The sequence below is a fragment of the Eubacterium ramulus ATCC 29099 genome, from assembly GCF_000469345.1.
Lineage (GTDB): Bacteria > Bacillota > Clostridia > Lachnospirales > Lachnospiraceae > Eubacterium_I > Eubacterium_I ramulus.
This window is the reverse complement of record NZ_KI271158.1, coordinates 43,187-61,286: the sequence shown is the minus strand read 5'-3', so window position 1 is coordinate 61,286 and position 18,100 is coordinate 43,187. Positions and strand designations below refer to the sequence as shown.

The following is an 18,100-nucleotide window of genomic DNA, read 5'->3' as shown; positions in this document are numbered from 1 at the left end:
AGAAGCATCATAAGAGGAAGACGTGCCGTTTTGGGAGTATATCCTAAAGATGAGGAAGGTGAATTTGCATCAAGGGATTTATATGAAATTAAGTACACCATTGATGAGAACAATAATTATTATGAATTCGAAGCCTATAGGACTCTAACAGACTGGATTGTATCACAACAGAATCAGTTTGAAAGTATTCAAATAGAACGAGAAGTCCAACCTGTTTTAGAGGCGTTCTTTAGCTCTCCGTGGGCATATAAAGCCAGATTAGTTGAGATTTATGGACAAAATCAATCCTTGCCTGAAAGCGTATGGAAAAGCGCTGATCGATGGATTGAAGATGAAAATGAAATAATAGAACAGATGGCTGATGTCTTGGATGATGTTGATTCACATCCATCGCGACTTGTGAAGCTAATCTATTATATTGAAACAGAGTTGCTTAATAAAAAGGTTGTTATTTTTACGGATCAGATAGAAACATTCAATGTTTATTACAGAGTATTAAAAGATGCGTTTGGAGATGAAGTTACGGCATTCTCAACAAGCATAGATCGTGAAGCGGCAGAGATTAATATTTATCGGTTCCAATCGGATGATGACTGCAAGATACTGTTATGTGATAAATCTGGTGGTGAAGGAAGAAATCTTCAGATTGCCGATTATGTAATTCATATTGATCTTCCATGGAACATAAATACTATTGAACAAAGGATCGGAAGATTAGATCGTATGGGAAGAGATGTTTCTGTTCCAGTTACATCAGTCGTGATTCACACAACTGAAAGCTACGAAGATCAGTTATTTAATTTCTGGAATCAGGGATTAAACGTGTTTAGACAGTCATTGAGTGGTTTGGAAATAATCATGAATGATGTTAATAAGAAGATCATTGAATCTATAAGATCTGATTTTGAATATGGATTATATCGATTGGTTCCAGATCTTATTAAAGAAGCAAGTAATATGAGAGAAACAGTTCAAAGAGAGCAGATTTTTGACACTGCAGCTTTGAGATATCGCCCGTTATATGTTCAATTAGAACGTTTGTTATCTAATTATCAGTTCAATGAAAACAAATTATTTGCTCAAACTATGATGAGCTGGGCTTCATTGGCTGGCTTTGGAATGTTAAATCAAAATAAAGATTCTGGATTAGTAGCTTTTGATGAGAGAAACTTTTCGATAAAATCAGCTCAAAATTCGTTCTTGTTGCCTCCAAGCTGGGATAATTATCTAAGTAAAAAACAAAACGAAATTTCAATTAGAGTACAGAGAGGACTGCAAGAAGAGAAACAGAAGAACATCGCCAAAAATGACAGAACAATTGTGGGATCCTTTGATCGTGATGTCGCTATTAAGAACGATTATATTCATTTTTATGCTCCAGGCGACGAAATATTTGACTGTATTGTTGATAATGCTATGCATTCCTATAAGGGAATGGCTACAGCATTCGCGGCAGAATCTTCTATCAATTGGAGAGGATTCATATACACTTTTTCAATTGAGCCAAATGAGAGATTACTTTTAGATGAAGGCATTTCGTTGTTTGCATTAGGCTTGTTTAGACAGTATTTGGCAACATCGATACAGATCATACCTGTGCCGTTCTCTACATCCAGTCAAGTTCCTATTAAAAGCGTTTTGGACGAGCATCGAAGAGTGGTTCAGACTGGATATTTCAACGGAAATGATGGTATTGAACATTTGGGTAAACGTGGATATGGTAGTGCTTTTATGGGAATTTCAAACAAATATAAATGTACAAATCTGGAATGGTTTAAAGCACAGTATCCAGAGGAACATTGGAGCACGCTTGTGGAGCAGAGTAAGAAAATCGCACGCAAGAAAGCATTTGAAAAATTCAAAAGCGAGTCTAATCTTGCTGGTGCTCAGGAAATGATAGATCAAATATTATCTACTAAAGAAGCTAGGGCAAATTATTACGGAACTCAGGATAGTGATTCTATGGAGCAATTGAAACATCAATATGAAATAATCTTTGAGAGCCTTTCAAAGCCAATTGTTAGAATGGAATCTGCATGTTTTATGTGGTTGGTAAAAAAATGATAGAGAAGCATAATATTATAGAAAATATTGAAAAGGTCATAAATGAAGAAGCTGAAGGGGACTGGTTCCTAACGAAAGCAGAGTATCCGAATGCTGTTGATAATGCTCTGGAAAACATGGCTATTCGTTTGCTTAATACATATAAAAAGTATAGAGAGGGAACAGCAGGAAAATCCGATTATATTAGTTCGCTGAGAAATTTCATGCTTTCATACCAAACGGAATTGAGAATTGAAGAATATGGTTTGCTAGATGATAATCACTACGGAATCTATTTCAATCCTTCATCACATAAGTATTATACAACCTATGAGATTCCGGAATACATAGAACATAAAGAATTCGTAGAAAAGGCATTTATCAATAGCAGTACGGAAATTCCGACAAACAACTCTCCATATTGTTTGGCTACCAATAAATATCTTCGTGAATTGACTGGATTTAAGGAATTTAAATCTATTCAACAAAAGTTGTGCGTATATGGGGCATTGAATACACCAGAAACTTACACGACATTAGTATCTATGCCGACTGGTGGTGGAAAGAGTTTAGTGACTCAGGCAATAAGCTATGAAAAAACAGGCTTGTCAATAGTGGTTGTTCCAACTGTATCGTTGGCTATTGATCAAGAGCGAGTTGCTAAGAAAAATATCAAAATATCTCAGGATGGAGAAATCTTTTGTTACTACAGCGGTTCTAAGAATATTGAAAAAATATCAAATGCGATCAAGAACCAAACCGCTAAATTATTATTTATATCGCCGGAAGCATTGATAAAAAATGAACACTTTAAAGAATTGATAAGCTATGCAAATTCTTTAAGGTATATTAAAAATATCATTATTGACGAAGCACATATTGTTGTAGCATGGGGTGACTTTTTTAGAGTTGATTATCAATGTTTGGGACCTTGGAGAAGAGATCTGCTCAAAGTAAATCCTGACATTAGGACGTTTTTGCTGTCTGCAACATTCAAGGATGATACAGTTATAACTCTGAAAAAAATGTTTTCAGAGCCTGGAAAGTGGTTGGAAATCCGATGTGATGCGTTGCGCAAAGAACCAAGATTTATAATGGTTAAAGCAAAGTCATATAAAGAGAAGCGAGCAAAAGTTCTAAATCTAATCAATATTATGCCGAAACCTTTAATCTTGTATGTAAATTCTCCATATGAAGCGGAACAATGGAAAACCTTTTTTGAGGGATATGGATATTCTAATATAAAAACATTTACCGGCGATACAAAATCAGATGAGAGATTAGTATTAATTAATGAGTGGTCAGATAATCAATATGAGATTATGATCGCGACCTCTGCATTTGGAGTTGGTGTTGATAAACCAGATGTGAGAACCGTATTACATCTATATGTTCCAGATGGTCCAGACTCATATTACCAGGAGCTTGGTAGAGGTGGAAGAGATGGCCTTCAGTGTTTAAGTATTATGTGCATTGAGATGAATGATGTTAACAAGGCATATAAACATGTAAGTAAAGTGCTAACTACTGAAAAACTATGGGGACGTTGGTGGAGCATGTACAAGAATCCAGCTAACATGTGGAGTGGAGGAGAAATATCAATTTTTGCCTCGACTAAGCCAAACTATAGCCGGATTAATTATTTTGAAGAAGGAAATGATACTGACGAGAAGTGGAATATCAATGTATTATTACTGCTTAATAGATATGACTTGATTCGGATATCGGCAATCGAACTGGACGATGATAATCGATATATATTTACAGTGAAAATAGTAAATGATTTGATCACTTCAAATACGGAAGAGGCAAAAACATTATTTGAAGCGGTTCGAGAAAAAGAGGTTGCTAAATCATTATCTTCATTTTCTCTTATGAGAAATGCAATAGAAAAGGAAGCACAATTATGTTGGTCTTCTATGTTTTATGAGACATATCCATTGGTTTCAGAATACTGTCCTGGATGTGGGCAACATATTAATGTTGTCCGTGATGAAATAAATCGTTTTCCTTTACTGGTTGGTGTAGATATTCCAAGAAAAACGCTGACACCGAGTGTTAAAGAGTTTTTTTCGCATACTCGAGAGGCATTGATTATTTCACAACAGGATTCAACAGAAATAATAAAGCAATATCAGCCTAATGTAGTGGTGACGAATGATAGCATCTTATATGATGAAGACCGCCATCCTGAATTAATATACGTCAATTATCAGGAATTAAAAACACTTCTAAAATATGATAATGGGTATTATATTTCAGGAGTTGTTATGGCTGTTTATAGTGATGATCCTGTTGTGGCAAGGGAAGAATATCAACAGGTTAGAAAGTGCATAAAAAAAGGAAATACGGTAATCCATATATCGAAAAATGATTTTTGTATTTCAAATACTTCTGATAAGACGATTTCGTTAGATATTGACGGAAAAGTGATTAGATAGAGGAGGAATGTTATGTTTGTAGGTAGCATGGTTACAGAGGCAATTCCAGCTAGAGTTTTTGCCTTATATAAGATAGTGGAAAATAAGAAGAGTATTCCACGAAACGAACTGCAGGCCTTGATGGAGCCGCCTGAAATATATGAAGGAACTTCCTACTTTTCTGCGATATTTAAGACTGCCACTGAGCTGAAACTAGTAGAAAATAAAGATGGCATAATCTCTTTGGTTGATTCTAATAAGCAGCTAAAAAATATAAATGAATTTAGAAAACATGTAATTACTGTATTACCAGAATTTGAAGAAAGCCAATTTTGGAAATGCTCGAATATTATCGTGAATTTAAATGAAAGAGTTTACGAATATGGAGCAATTTCAGATTCAAATATGTTAAATCTTTTGTCAGAACGTACAGGAGAAACGATAAAGGCTCCAATGATTCGAGGATGGCGTTTTTGGTCCCAATTTTTAGGATTTGGCTGCATGAACGGATTCACGTTTTTACCTAATGCGTATGTTTACTGTAAAAACGTAATAAGTCTACTGAATTTGGAAAAGAAAACTGAGTATCCAATCGATGTTTTTATGTCAAAATTTATGCAATATGGTAAAGTCATTCTATCTGAAAAAACGGGAGATAGGAATTTTAATATAGCAATGTCCAGTGCATTGCGCGAACTTCATGAGAATGGGGAAATTGTTCTTAAGTTTGGTAGCGACCAAGACATGAAGTGGATTTTGTATCCATCTAAAGAACTTTTTAATCAACCAGTTTCATCGATTGTGTATAAGGGGGTAAAACGTGAATAAAGAAGTAGCCAGAAAAAGGTATATGGATGTTATTCGTCCGGATGTTATGCATAACTCTCAAGGCGATTTCCTTGCGACACATGTTCCGATGAAAAAGCTTTATATTACAGAGCATTTAACAGATCATGCTGAAGTTCCGGAACAGGACAAAAAATATCCAAAAACTGAAGAGGAAGTATATGATCAGTTTATGACGGAAAGAGAAGAAGACCAGTTTGTTCTTGTTATCGGAGATAGTGGTGCAGGTAAATCACATTTGATCAGATGGATCAATACGGTTTTGGAGATTAGAAAATCAGATAATGAAATCGTACTCCCTATTCGAAGAGCGGATAATACTTTAAAAGGTACCATCAAACAATTAATCGAGTTACCAGAGATAAAAAATCTTCCGAATAAAGAACTTTACAAAAAGCTTGTTTCCGCAACAACAACTGTTCCAGAAAACGAACTTAAAGAAACCATTTATTATCAGTTTATTATTCAAATCACTAATGATAATGGAAAAGCTGGTGATGAGAATGGAGAAAGAAAAATAAGTAATGTTAATCGTAAGCATTTAATCGCATTACTCCAAAATTCATTATTCAAAGAAAAATTAATGGAAGATGACGGCCCTATTGACCGTATATATACAAGGTTTGCTGAGAATAAGTCAAATGAAATAAATGATTCTATTCCTGAGTTCCATCAAGAGGATTTACAGATTGACACAGAACTCTATTATCAAATCTTAGCAAGTGCAGATGAGAAAGCGCGTAAAATTGCAAAGAATATGATAGATGATGTTCCATTTATTAATTCAATTAAAGCATATGTGAACTTATTTGTTGAGAAAGTAATTCAGAGATGTGCTGGTCTGGAGCCGGGTGATTTGGCGAATGTAATAGAAGAGATTCGTCAGGAATTGTTTAAACAGGGAAAGACACTAACGATCCTTATAGAAGATATAACCGCTGCATCCGGTGTAGATGACTCGCTTCTTGATGCTTTGCTAACAGATAAGATCGAATACCCAGACAAGAACATGTGCAGAATAAATGCAATCGTTGGTTCTACGGATGGTTATTACCGTGAGAAGTTTAAGACAAATACTAAGGGAAGAATTCATAACTTTGTATATGTTCCAGACGATCTGTTTTCCGGAAATCAGAATGGACTAATTGAATTTTTTGCAAAATATTTGAACACTATTTCTCTTGAATCTGACGTTATACAGAAATGGGTTGAAGTAGGTAAGGCAAGCATGGATTCTTATCCAGTTCATACAGTTACAAATGGAAAAGGCTGGGGAGAGTATAAGCTTGAGGGAAAAAGTATAAATCTATTCCCATTTACGAAGAACGCTATTCTTTTCTTGTATGAAAAACAAGACATTGCCAAACGTAATCCCCGTGCATTGATGAGAGAGATTATCGAGCCATATATAAAAGATGCGTTAGATCATTTGGATGAGTTCCCAGTAAAACGACCATCGTTTCATGCAGCGAATCCAGAGTTACAGAATGCGATTTATAATAACAATTCTTTAAATGATGCAACTAAAATTAGGTTGTCTCATTTCATGTATATCTGGGGAAATGGTAAGTTACAAACTTATGAAAAGAACGGAATAAAGCATATTGCAGGAATTCCTTCAGATGTATATGAAGAATTAGGCTTACCAATTATTGATGGTAACGAGGTATCAGTTCCTGATGAGCCAGGTGTAGAGACTGATACATCAGGAGGTGATACAACGCATCCACCTAAAGTGGATGAGCCAATTGAAAAAGAAAACGAACAAGTGCTTATTGCATTGGCAGAAGTGGATCGCTGGATCGAAAATAAGGATTATAAGCTTAGCATAGGAGCTACCACAAAGAATGTTCGAGCCTTAAATGATGCGAGAAAGAATATAAATGATTATCTGTATAACACTATTGATTGGCTTTCCGAGGGAATATCTATTGATGCAATGCTAAAAATCCGCGATACTGGAAATAAATACCTAGTTGCATTTGAACGTCAGACTATGAAAAGTGATGCCGTTGTTACTCTGCCAGCCTCTATAGAATCAAGAAAAATCATTGAAGCCTTTGTGCGATGGAGTGAAGTGGGTAAAAAGTCATGGAATTTTAAAGGATCTACAGACTACCTTTATCGAGTTCAAAAATGGAGTGATAGCATAAAGCCGCTCATAGTAAATGCAATTATGCATTATGATGATACTCAGGCTGATTATTTTACATATGCAACAGCAGCGGAGTTTCTGAGGTTGATTTTGAATGGATACTGTAAGAATTATCAGAATCCGCAGAATTTCACACCAGACATGCTTTTGCATAAAAACCCTTCAGTTCAAACAAACAACGGGCATACAAAAAACTGGAATGACCTGATGAAGATGACGAATGGGGCGGATGGAAAAGATGCACGTAATTGCGTATTACAGTATTATAATCTGCCACAAGGAACTGCCTTGACATCCACTAATTATGAATTCGATCATATTGCGTTTAACAAGGCTGTTCGAAAAACCATCAAAACAGGTCTTCGATTTGAAGAGTCTGATTTACAGCTCAATGATCCGGTAAAGAAAAGACGAATTTTCAGCGAATATTTAAAGAAAGTTTTGGATCGAGTAGATATCGTTGTTGGAGATGAGAAAGCTGCGCTTTCTTTACAAATAGAAGTGTTGAAGAAATATATTGATCTGGAAGAATTTGAAGATTCCAGCGATATAGAAGACATCATCAAAAAAGTGGGAAGCTTCTATCAACAGGCTCAAAAGAGTCATGTCAGCATTGCGGTACATTATGATTCAACTTGGATTAATAACTGTAAAAAGAATTCGACATCAATATTGAGTTCAATAAAGAATGCAATGCAAATAGCAGAAATAGAAGATTCTATCGAGGCTTTAATTAGGTTAAGCCGTGATCCAATGCAGACATTGAAACCGTTCGTTGATTTGTTGAAACTTGTAGCAAATGATATGGAAAAGGCAAATAGTGAGGTTGAGACAAGAATGAAACATAAGGGAGTGGGATCTGGCGAAGCATATGAAACCAAGTATCTTGACGAGACTAAAATGCTTGATGAATGTCAGCTGGTTATCGAGGAGGTGAAGAAAAATCATGTTATCGGATAGCTTAAACAAGTCTATTAAAAAGATGAAGCAGTTAGATATAGTTGAAAATGCGGCTTTAGATGCTGAGAAGAAGGCAAAAAATGATTCGGACTATTCGACTATAGTTAAGGATTTTTCATCTTCTATGAGTAAATTACAAAAGGCCACTCAGTTGATGGATTATTCAATCACTAGCGAGACAGTCACAAACCTAGAAGAAGGCATAACACAGTTGAGAAATGTGATATCGTCCAGTGTAGTAGATGCCGATTCTTTGAACGGCGCACGTCAGCATATAAACAAAAAGGTAAATGCGAATCTTACGAAGGAATGGAAATCATACCATCAGAAGAAGACGGCCGGAAGCATTTCGAAGATCAATACATTGGGGAATTTGGCATCAGATTCGGAAAGCGTATCAAAAATCAGAATCAATATAGCCAATGGAAGTGACTGGAATGGGTTATCGTTGTCTGATGATGGCGTTAATTCAAGATTAACTCTTCTGAAGAAAAGTATAGATGATGTTGATCAATTAGAGGAAAGCTTGAATCTGAGTGATGAAATAAGATCCTTTATTGTTTCTGTAACAAATAAAAAAGCTAACGTGAGTGATGTTACGGATAATATTATACGCTGGATTAAGAAGGAGCATTTAGAGAATAAATTTGTTATAAACTTTAAAAATTAATGTGATTTTGAAGAAGGACAGATTCTGATAATAGCACAAGAATATTGACATGTTTCAGTCTGCGAGATATACTTAAGTAGATACTTAAGTATATCTCGTTTGATGCTTTAGGAGAGAAAATGGAGTTTGTATATAAATTCCCTGTTGTGAGGGGAAAACAAGCAAAAAAGGAATACTATATAGCAATGGTGCCGCTAAAAATGCTGTCTAGGTTATTCCCATCAGATGATGAATATGTACTGCCAGAGTATAGGGCTCAGCGAAAACTTAATGAGACTCGAATTCCTGTAATTAGTAAGTACATTTTAGATAACAGAGAATCTTACGTTTTTTCCGCTCTAGCAGCTTCAATAGATGGAGATTTTAAATTTTGTTCGTCCACTGAGGTACCAGATGTTGGTGTTTTGGAAATAAGTATGGATGCAAAATTTTTAATTAATGATGGACAGCATAGAAAATCAGCAATACTGGAAGCTCTTCAGGAAGATCCATCTTTAGGAGATGAAACAATTTCTATTGTATTCTTTGCTGATAAAGGATTGGCTCAAAGTCAGCAAATTTTTACAGATTTAAATAAAAATGCTGTAAAGACATCAAACTCCATTTCTGAATTATACGATTCTAGAGATGGAATGGCGGTAATTACACGAGAAGTAATAGGGAAGATCCCATTTTTAAATACATATACAGATAAGGAAAAAGATATTCTAGGTAAATACTCTTCAAGCCTTTTTACACTGAATACATTTTATACTGCCAACAAGGCTATTATTGGACGTCGTTCATTGGATTCGGCTGATGTCTTCTTATACCGCTTTTGGTCATGTGTTTGCCTTCATATGTCGCAATGGAAGGAATTAGAAAATAAAGAGATAACAAAGGTAGATTTACGAGAAAACTATATTGCTACCCAAAGTATTGTAATACAAGCACTGGGAAGGATTGGACATTATTTGTTTATTCATCCAGAAATTGACTTGGATAGCTGTTTAAAGGGGCTTGAGAAGGTTGATTGGCACAGAAGTTCTAATCAATGGCTAATGCGTGCAATTAATCAAAATGGAAGAATCATTACAAATAAAAAGGCAGCAATGTTAATTGCTAATATCCTTAAAAATAATCTGAATCTTCCGTTATCTTCGGACGAAGAATCAGCTGAAAAAACGCTGAAAAAGACATTATCAGAATAGGAATTAAGTATATGGCTACAATTACAAAAGAATATATAAACGGTCTGATTACCACAGTTCAAAATCTATACTTATCGGATGATATTCCTTGGATGATTGGTTATTCAGGAGGTAAAGATAGTACTGCAGCTGTTCAGCTAGTCTGGATGGCGATTGAACGACTTCCGGTTGAGTTAAGAAAAAAACCAATACATATCATGAATACGGATACATTAGTTGAATCTCCGGTCGTCTCAAAATGGGTTGAAAAATCATTAGATGCTATGAGAGAAATGGCAAAGGAAAAACAGGTTCCATTCATTCCTGAAAAATTGATTCCAGACTTTAATGATACGTTTTGGGTGAATCTGATTGGAAGAGGATATCCTTTTCCAAGAATGAAATATCGTTGGTGCACAGATCGTTTAAAAATCAAACCTGTTAATAATTTTATAAAAAATAAAATAGCAGAACATGGAGAAATTATTCTTGTATTAGGAACTAGAAAGCAAGAAAGTTCTCGTAGAAATAGAACGATGACAACTCTCGAAAAAAAGCGTGTTCGAGAGTTATTGAGTCCAAATCCTACACTTGCCAATGAATTAGTTTTTTCTCCTTTGGAAACCTGGTCAAATGATGATGTTTGGGTATTTCTAATGCAGTATAAAAATCCTTGGGGTTACTCTAATATGGATTTAATGACCATGTATCGTGGAGCTACAGCTGATAATGAATGCCCATTGATGGTTGATAAAAGTATGCCATCATGTGGCAAAAGTCGTTTTGGTTGTTGGGTTTGTACAATGGTAGAAAACGATAAATCAATGGAGGCCATGATCGCTAATGATGAAGAAAAAGAATGGATGACTCCATTATTAGAGTTTAGAAATAAATTTGGAAATCCTGAAGGTGATCGTGAACGGAGAAGTTTTCGAAGAATGCATGGAAATTTACAAGGTAATTACGGCAAATTGTTTCATGGACCATATAAGAAAGAGGTTCGCGAAGCATGGCTTAAAGAACTTTTAGAAATTCAGCAGGATATCAATCTGAATGGACCAGAAGAATTTAGTACACTGAAACTTATTCGAATTGAAGAACTGCGAGCTATACGCCGTATTTGGGTTCAGGAGAAACATGAATTCTGTGATTCAGTACCAACTATTTACAAAGAGGTTACTGGAATGGAATTTGATGATCCAGATTGGATTTGTTTTGATAATTTCGGTTCAGAAGAATGGAAAATATTGCAATCTGTTTGCAGCAGACTATATGGAGAAGAAGAACTCGCATTTGAGATGATGTATAATCTGGTAGATATCGAGAATCGTGCGCAGGGATTAAATGCAAGAAAGGGTATTCTTAACGATATTGAGAAGGCAATTGGACGTACTTTTTACATGAATGAAGAAGATGCAACAGCATACTATTCAGATCGTATGAATCGAAAAAAACAAATGGGTGGAAAGTATAATGAAAAATTCCTGGATTATATATCTGAGGAAGACTCAGAAGTCGAGGATGTGGAAGAATGATAATTAAAAGACTTACGTTAAATAATTTCGGTGTTTATGCTGGTCAAAATTCATTTGAATTTACAAGTGATAAGCCGATTGTATTAGTCGGAGGTATGAATGGTCGAGGAAAAACTACTTTTCTTGAGGCGATACTTTTAGCTTTATATGGTTCAAACTCTATTGCATACAAAGAAAGTAATTATTCGACTTACGGTAAATACCTGCGTTCATACATTAATAAAAGTAGTTGGAATCAGCAAGCTTCTGTTGAACTTGAATTTGTTATGAGTGAAAGCACTGGTAGAGAATATGTAATTAACAGAAAATGGGACTCGTTGAGCAGAAGAACTGCAGAAACCATTACTGTTAAGGAAAATGGTCAATACAATGAATTCCTTACTAAAAACTGGGCAATGTTCATTGAAAATATTCTTCCAAGCGCACTGTCAAGTTTTTACTTCTTTGATGGCGAAAAAATAGCTGAACTTGCTGTAGATGATACCAATGTTCAAATGAAAGAATCTATACGTTCAATGCTTGGCATTAGTGTGTTGGATGTTTTAAAGAATGATTTAAGTCGTGTACTTAGAAAATCATCAAAGAAGACAACTCATGGACGGGCAGGGATGGATTTAGAAGAACTTAGGCAGAAAAAAGAAGAACTAGAAATTGCCTTGCAAAAGACAGATAAAGATATCGAAAAAATTACTCAGGATGTTGCTAAAAAGCAAAATGAAATTGAGGAGCTTCATCATCAATATGAATTAAAAGGTGGAGATGTGATTGAACAAAGAAAAGCATTGATGCAAAAACGATCTGATTTATTAGCTGAAATTGACCAGAATCAAGCCTTGCTGATTGACGCTTCTGCAGATGCACTTCCATTAGTATTAGTTAAAGACCTAATACTTGATATTAAATTGCAAGCTGAAGATGAACATAACGATCTTATAATGCAACAAGCAATGTGGCAGATCGAGATTTTGCTCCAAGAGTATTCGGTTCAGCATACCGAAAGTTATCCACATAATAAAGCATTTGTAAATTTCGTAAAGGAAATGTCAGAAGCTGCAGCAACTGAGCCATTATATGGAGTATCTGATCATGCACTCTTTCAGTTAAACAGTTTGATCGAGGAGATTTTAACACAAGTTACTTCCTCTACTAAACAATTGCTTGAAAGAAAAGAAGCCTTGCAGAAGAATTTAGATGAGGTGGAAAGTTACTTATCCCTGGATATTAATGAAAAGGTGCTAAGTGAATTGTTTACAGATATTCGTGAACAGGAATTGGAATTAGTTCAATTAAATGTAAAGTTAACTTCCAAGCAACAAGAACGAACCACTATTAACGGTGCGCTTATGGCAGCATCATCTGAATTTTCCAAAGCAGTGGAAGCTTATTTGGCTAACGAGGAACTTCTTGATGATTCCGATCGAATGATGAGATATTCAAATATTGCATTACATATTGCCGAGGAATTTACTGTAGAACTTCAGAAAAGAAAGACAGATGTTCTTGCAGATACGATTACTGCTTGTTATAAAAAACTTGCCAATAAGAAGAATTTAATTCAGAAAATTGTAATGGATCCAAGAAGTCTGGATATTGCATATTTAGATGATTTAGGTAAGAACGTTTCAAAAGATTCATTATCTGCTGGTGAGAAACAGTTAATGGTTATCGCAATACTTTGGGCGTTAGCAATTTGTTCTAAGAAAAAATTGCCGGTTATAATTGATACTCCACTGTCTAGATTAGATTCTATGCATAGAACTTCCCTTGTTACTACCTATTTTCCACAGGCAAGTGAGCAGACAATCATTCTCTCAACAGATTCTGAAATAGATCATACTTATTATAACATGATGAAGGAATCAGTTGGTGATGAATTTACATTAAGTTATAGTGAAGAAACAAAGAGTACTACGATTTTGAAAGGATATTTTCAGGATAAATGATAATCAAACAAGTACGTGTATCTCAGCAAGCAAAGGATCAACTTTCCAGATTAAAGGCAAAAACTGGAATTAAGAATTGGAATATACTCTGCCGATGGGCATTATCATACTCATTTTCAGAGAATACAATTCCTACAGATATTCCAATAGTTGCAGATAGTAATTTGGAAATGTCCTGGTATACGTTTGGTGGAGAATACTATGAAATATATGAGGCATTAACAAAAGCTTGGTGCCTAAAAATGGGCCTTCCAACAGATAATGATACAATTATCAAGTATTTTCATCTGAATTTAGAACGAGGCATTGCACATCTTTGCGGAACTGGATTTATAAAAAATATAGATGATTTATTGAAATTGGCGGTGAATAAGTAAAATGGGCATTTATTTGGATTACAATGCTTCAGCGCCTATCGATGAAGCAGTATTAGATACAATGATTGATGTATATAGAAATCATATTGGAAATGCAGACAGCAGAACTCATGATTATGGTGATCAGGCAAGAGGGATTGTAGAAAACGCAAGGAAACAAGTTGCTTCTCTATTAGGTGTTTCAGCAGGAGAGGTTTTCTTTACTAGTGGAGCGACAGAAAGTAATAATATTGCTATTCAAGGATTGGAAGCATATGCAGTTCGGAGTGGCAAGAAGCATATTATTACTTCATCCATTGAACACAAAGCTGTTTTGGAAACAGTGAAAGCAATGGTTACAAAAGGTTTTGAGATTGACATTGTTGATCCAGAACAATCAGGACAGCTTGATCCAGATAAAATTTTGAGCAGAGTTAGGGAGGATACTCTCCTCGTCAGCTTAATGCATGTAAACAATGAAACTGGCATTATTCAGCCAATAGAAAAAATCGGACATTTTTTACGTGAAAAGAATGTTTTATTTCATATCGATGCCACGCAAAGTTGCGGAAAACTTGTAGATGAATTGAGAAATACACCGTATGATATGCTTTCCTTTAGTGCCCATAAGCTCAGAGGACCACAAGGGGTAGGCGTCTTAGTGTTACGCAAAAAGAAGTATAAGCTACCTCCAGTAAAGGCGATAATGTATGGTGGGCAGCAGGAACGTGGAATCCGCCCGGGAACAATTCCGGTTGCACTGGTAGCAGGTTGTGGAAAATCCTGTGAGTTGGCTGAAAGCACTTATGCCGATAATCGTATAAAAACACAGGCTGTAAGAGACTGTATTATTGGCTTATTAAAGGAATCTGGAATTAAATATTCGTTTAATGGTGCTTTGGAATATTGTATTTCTAATACATTAAATCTTTGTCTGGAAGGGGTATCTTCAGAAGCATTGATGATTTCAACTAAGAATTACTGTGGAATTTCTAATGGATCTGCATGTACATCTAAAAATTATGCGCCAAGCTATGTATTAACAGCAATGGGTTTATCTCCAGAAAGAATTGAAAACTCTGTTCGTATCAGTTGGGGACCAGATACAGATATAAACCTTCTGAAAACAGATTTTAGGAAGCTGATAGATATAGCCAAAATGTTAGCTCAGTAATGAGGTGAAATGTATGGAGTTAGAACTTCATTCGGATTTGATTTATAAAAATAATTTGGATACAGATAAATTTGCCAGGATGCTGGATGATCCATCACAATGTTACAAATTCTATTGGTTAGAAGCGATTGTGAATTTGATTACAATCACTGAAGAGGATTTAACATTTGATCAGATTATAAACGAGATGATTTTGGAAGCATGGCATTCAGTTACACGTTACCATTTACATCTTGGACCGACAATTAAGGGGAAGTCTGAAAACTTTCTTGAGCATGCTATCGGGATCGTGGAAAAAGATCCTTTATTAAAGCAACCATCCTCAAAAAATGATGTCATGGAAGCAATTGTGCGCAATGATTCAGAGCTTCGAGTAGATAAGAATAGTCTGACTATATATGTTCCATATCGTTTGCTATCGTCTTTCTTGGACGAGGTAAGTGGCAGTGATCGTGTTTGGGATTCTCAAAAGCGTTTAATTGCCTATTTTGAAATGATTAATAAAAAGACACCGCTTTTGTATACTATTATTGACGGAAAAGGCCTACAGAAAAAGGTACATGTGAACGAATACTGGAAACAACTTATTTACGATAATTATCCAGTAATTACAAGCTGGATTCAGTTAAAAAAAATTCGTTTTTTACAGGATCGTAATCCGGGAGTGCCAGGTATTATTTACAAACTATCTCCGGAAAATGAGACAACCCGCAAGTTAAGTAATGCTCGTGATTTGTGGAAGTCAGCAGTCAATTATGGAAAGCTATCTGTATATGATATTTACTCTGGTAGAGAGTTAGATATTCAGCACTTTGATTTGGATCACTTTGTTCCGTGGTCTTATGTAGCAAATGACGAGTTATGGAATTTGATTCCGATGGAAAAGAGTTTGAACTCAAGCAAGAATAATAAACTTCCTGATTGGAGTGAGTATTTTCGGAGAATGGCTGAGAGTCAGTATAGATTGTACGAAGTTATTTTTTCTCATGGAGAAGTGCGAACAAGCTTTGAAAAGTGCCGTAGAGACAATCTTAATGCTATTTGGGCAACTGAAAGATTATACATTGAGGGGAATTCGAGGGAGCAGTTCATAAATATCCTGGAGCATAACATGAAACCATTGTATGACTCTGCTTATTTGCAGGGATACGGACTATGGAAATTACCAAAACAGTTGGTTATATGAGGTAGCTATGAGACAAGAATTAGAAACAACGATTGCATTTTATGATGAGCAGTATGCCGAAAGTACGGCACACTTGGATATGCAGAAATTATATGATCGATTTGAAAAGTATCTGTCTGAAGGTGCTTCTGTATTGGATGCCGGATGTGGCAGCGGCCGGGATAGTAAACATTTTATTGAAAAAGGCTATACTGTAACTGCATTCGATGCTTCTGGAATCATGTGTGAGTATGCTTCAAAGTTGACAGGCCAAGAAGTTAGAAAACTAACTTTTCAAGAAATGGACTATCAGGATTGTTTTGATGGAATATGGGCTTGTGCTTCTCTTCTTCATATTCCGGAAGATGAAGTGGTAACTGTGCTGAAAAACATCGCAGCTGCTCTAAAAAAAGGGGGAGTACTCTATGCATCTTGGAAATATGGGGATAAAAACCGTTTTGATTGTGTAACGAATCGTTATTTTTGTGATATGACAGATAAAAAAATAAATGAACTAATTAAATCTGTAATTGATTTAGATGTTTGTGATAGTTGGTTGACCTGTGATGTAAGAAACGAGTATAACACACAAAACTGGATTAATGTTTTGGCAAAAAAGATTTGATGACGGAGACTAATGAGTTCAAATAAAATATATTTTAGTGACTTTTTTAATATAGATTCCAGATTATTGGAAGAGTATGGGGCGTTTAATGTTTCTGGACAATTCCATTATACCAAAGGATTGTATTTATGCCTTTTTTTATTGGCTGAAATATTGAATTTTCAAGGTTCAGCACACCTTATTGGTGTGGGAAGTTTAAGTAGTTAATATGTATATTCAAAATCCGCCTATTCATTTGCAGGAGCAAATAAATAGGGCATTTGGAGAAGAGAATATAATAAAAGAGATTCATCAGAACTACAATATGGTTACTGAAGAAACAATTAGAAGGATTAATTCTGAATTTGATAAAAGAGTTATAGATCAACAAAAGGTAAAAGAACAGATATTGAAATCAATTTTTCCTATTATGAATAATGCACAATATAAACCAGTTGTTCTTTTGTTTTACGGAAATTCAGGTATTGGTAAAACAGAAACGGCACAGTTTCTTACAGAGCAAATTGGAGGAAAGATATTGAGAAAACAGTTTTCGATGTATCAGAATAATGAATTTGCAAACTATTTGTTTGGTGGAAAGTATAATGAAAAGAGTTTTGCTAAAGATTTGATTGCAAGAGATTCTAATGTCATTCTGCTTGATGAATTTGATAAAGCCTATGCTGTATTCCATAGTGCTTTTTATCAGTTATTTGATGTGGGAATATATGAAGATCAGAATTACAGAGTTGATGTAAGACATGCAATAATTATTTGTACGTCTAATTATAAATCAAAGGATGAGATAAAAGAAAAATTGGGAAATCCTATTTTTAATAGATTTGATGGTGTTATAAGATTTGAAGACTTATCGATAGAGGCAAAAACAGCAATAGCTAATAAGGAACTTGAATTACTGGATACGGAAGGAATAATATCAGAAGATATTAGACAGAGACTTTTACAGCAGTCATCAAAACTTGAAAATGCACGCGAGATACGAAAATTAATTAAAGATACTAAATCATTAATTGAAATAAGAAAAATATGTAAATAAACC

At 35.1% G+C, this 18,100-nt stretch carries 13 protein-coding genes; all 13 read left to right on the top strand.

The window, feature by feature from the left end; translation table 11 throughout:
• Positions 1 to 30: 30 nt before the first annotated feature.
• A complete protein-coding gene (locus HMPREF0373_RS11515; RefSeq protein WP_044964158.1) occupies positions 31 to 2,064 on the top strand; it encodes a C-terminal helicase domain-containing protein in 2,034 nt (677 codons plus the stop codon).
• Entirely contained in the window at positions 2,037 to 4,484 is a 2,448-nt protein-coding gene (locus tag HMPREF0373_RS11510) for a DEAD/DEAH box helicase (RefSeq protein WP_021739895.1), read from the top strand. Before HMPREF0373_RS11515 ends, HMPREF0373_RS11510 begins: the two co-directional genes overlap by 28 nt.
• A gap of 12 nt (positions 4,485 to 4,496) precedes the next feature.
• On the top strand, positions 4,497 to 5,291 hold the full coding sequence (locus tag HMPREF0373_RS11505) for a hypothetical protein (protein WP_021739894.1): 795 nt from the start codon (positions 4,497 to 4,499) through the stop codon (positions 5,289 to 5,291).
• Positions 5,284 to 8,424, top strand: coding sequence for an ATP-binding protein (locus HMPREF0373_RS11500; protein WP_021739893.1), 3,141 nt, complete (start codon positions 5,284 to 5,286; stop codon positions 8,422 to 8,424). The genes HMPREF0373_RS11505 and HMPREF0373_RS11500 overlap by 8 nt, the downstream gene beginning before the upstream one ends.
• Positions 8,411 to 9,094, top strand: a complete 684-nt coding sequence (locus tag HMPREF0373_RS11495; protein ID WP_021739892.1) for a hypothetical protein — start codon at positions 8,411 to 8,413, stop codon at positions 9,092 to 9,094. The genes HMPREF0373_RS11500 and HMPREF0373_RS11495 overlap by 14 nt, the downstream gene beginning before the upstream one ends.
• A gap of 119 nt (positions 9,095 to 9,213) precedes the next feature.
• A complete protein-coding gene (gene dndB / locus HMPREF0373_RS11490; protein ID WP_021739891.1) occupies positions 9,214 to 10,284 on the top strand; it encodes a DNA sulfur modification protein DndB in 1,071 nt (356 codons plus the stop codon).
• Positions 10,285 to 10,295: 11 nt separating this feature from the next.
• Positions 10,296 to 11,798 carry a DNA phosphorothioation system sulfurtransferase DndC gene (gene dndC, locus HMPREF0373_RS11485; RefSeq protein WP_021739890.1) on the top strand — a complete coding sequence of 501 codons (1,503 nt, stop codon included), beginning with the start codon at positions 10,296 to 10,298 and terminating at the stop codon, positions 11,796 to 11,798.
• Positions 11,795 to 13,741, top strand: coding sequence for a DNA sulfur modification protein DndD (gene dndD, locus HMPREF0373_RS11480; protein ID WP_021739889.1), 1,947 nt, complete (start codon positions 11,795 to 11,797; stop codon positions 13,739 to 13,741). The genes dndC and dndD overlap by 4 nt, the downstream gene beginning before the upstream one ends.
• Positions 13,738 to 14,118, top strand: coding sequence for a DNA sulfur modification protein DndE (dndE, locus tag HMPREF0373_RS11475; protein ID WP_021739888.1), 381 nt, complete (start codon positions 13,738 to 13,740; stop codon positions 14,116 to 14,118). Before dndD ends, dndE begins: the two co-directional genes overlap by 4 nt.
• 1 nt (position 14,119) lies before the next feature.
• On the top strand, positions 14,120 to 15,271 hold the full coding sequence (locus tag HMPREF0373_RS11470; RefSeq protein ID WP_021739887.1) for a cysteine desulfurase family protein: 1,152 nt from the start codon (positions 14,120 to 14,122) through the stop codon (positions 15,269 to 15,271).
• 13 nt (positions 15,272 to 15,284) lie between these two features.
• Complete coding sequence (locus tag HMPREF0373_RS11465; protein WP_021739886.1) at positions 15,285 to 16,457, top strand: HNH endonuclease domain-containing protein; 1,173 nt, start codon at positions 15,285 to 15,287, stop codon at positions 16,455 to 16,457.
• A 7-nt stretch (positions 16,458 to 16,464) separates the two neighbouring features.
• Positions 16,465 to 17,061: a class I SAM-dependent methyltransferase gene (locus HMPREF0373_RS11460; protein WP_021739885.1), complete on the top strand. Its 597-nt coding sequence runs from the start codon at positions 16,465 to 16,467 to the stop codon at positions 17,059 to 17,061.
• Positions 17,062 to 17,269: 208 nt separating this feature from the next.
• The gene (locus HMPREF0373_RS11455) at positions 17,270 to 18,097 is read left to right on the top strand and encodes an AAA family ATPase (RefSeq protein ID WP_021739884.1); all 828 of its coding nucleotides are present in this window, start codon (positions 17,270 to 17,272) and stop codon (positions 18,095 to 18,097) included.
• Positions 18,098 to 18,100 lie beyond the last annotated feature (3 nt).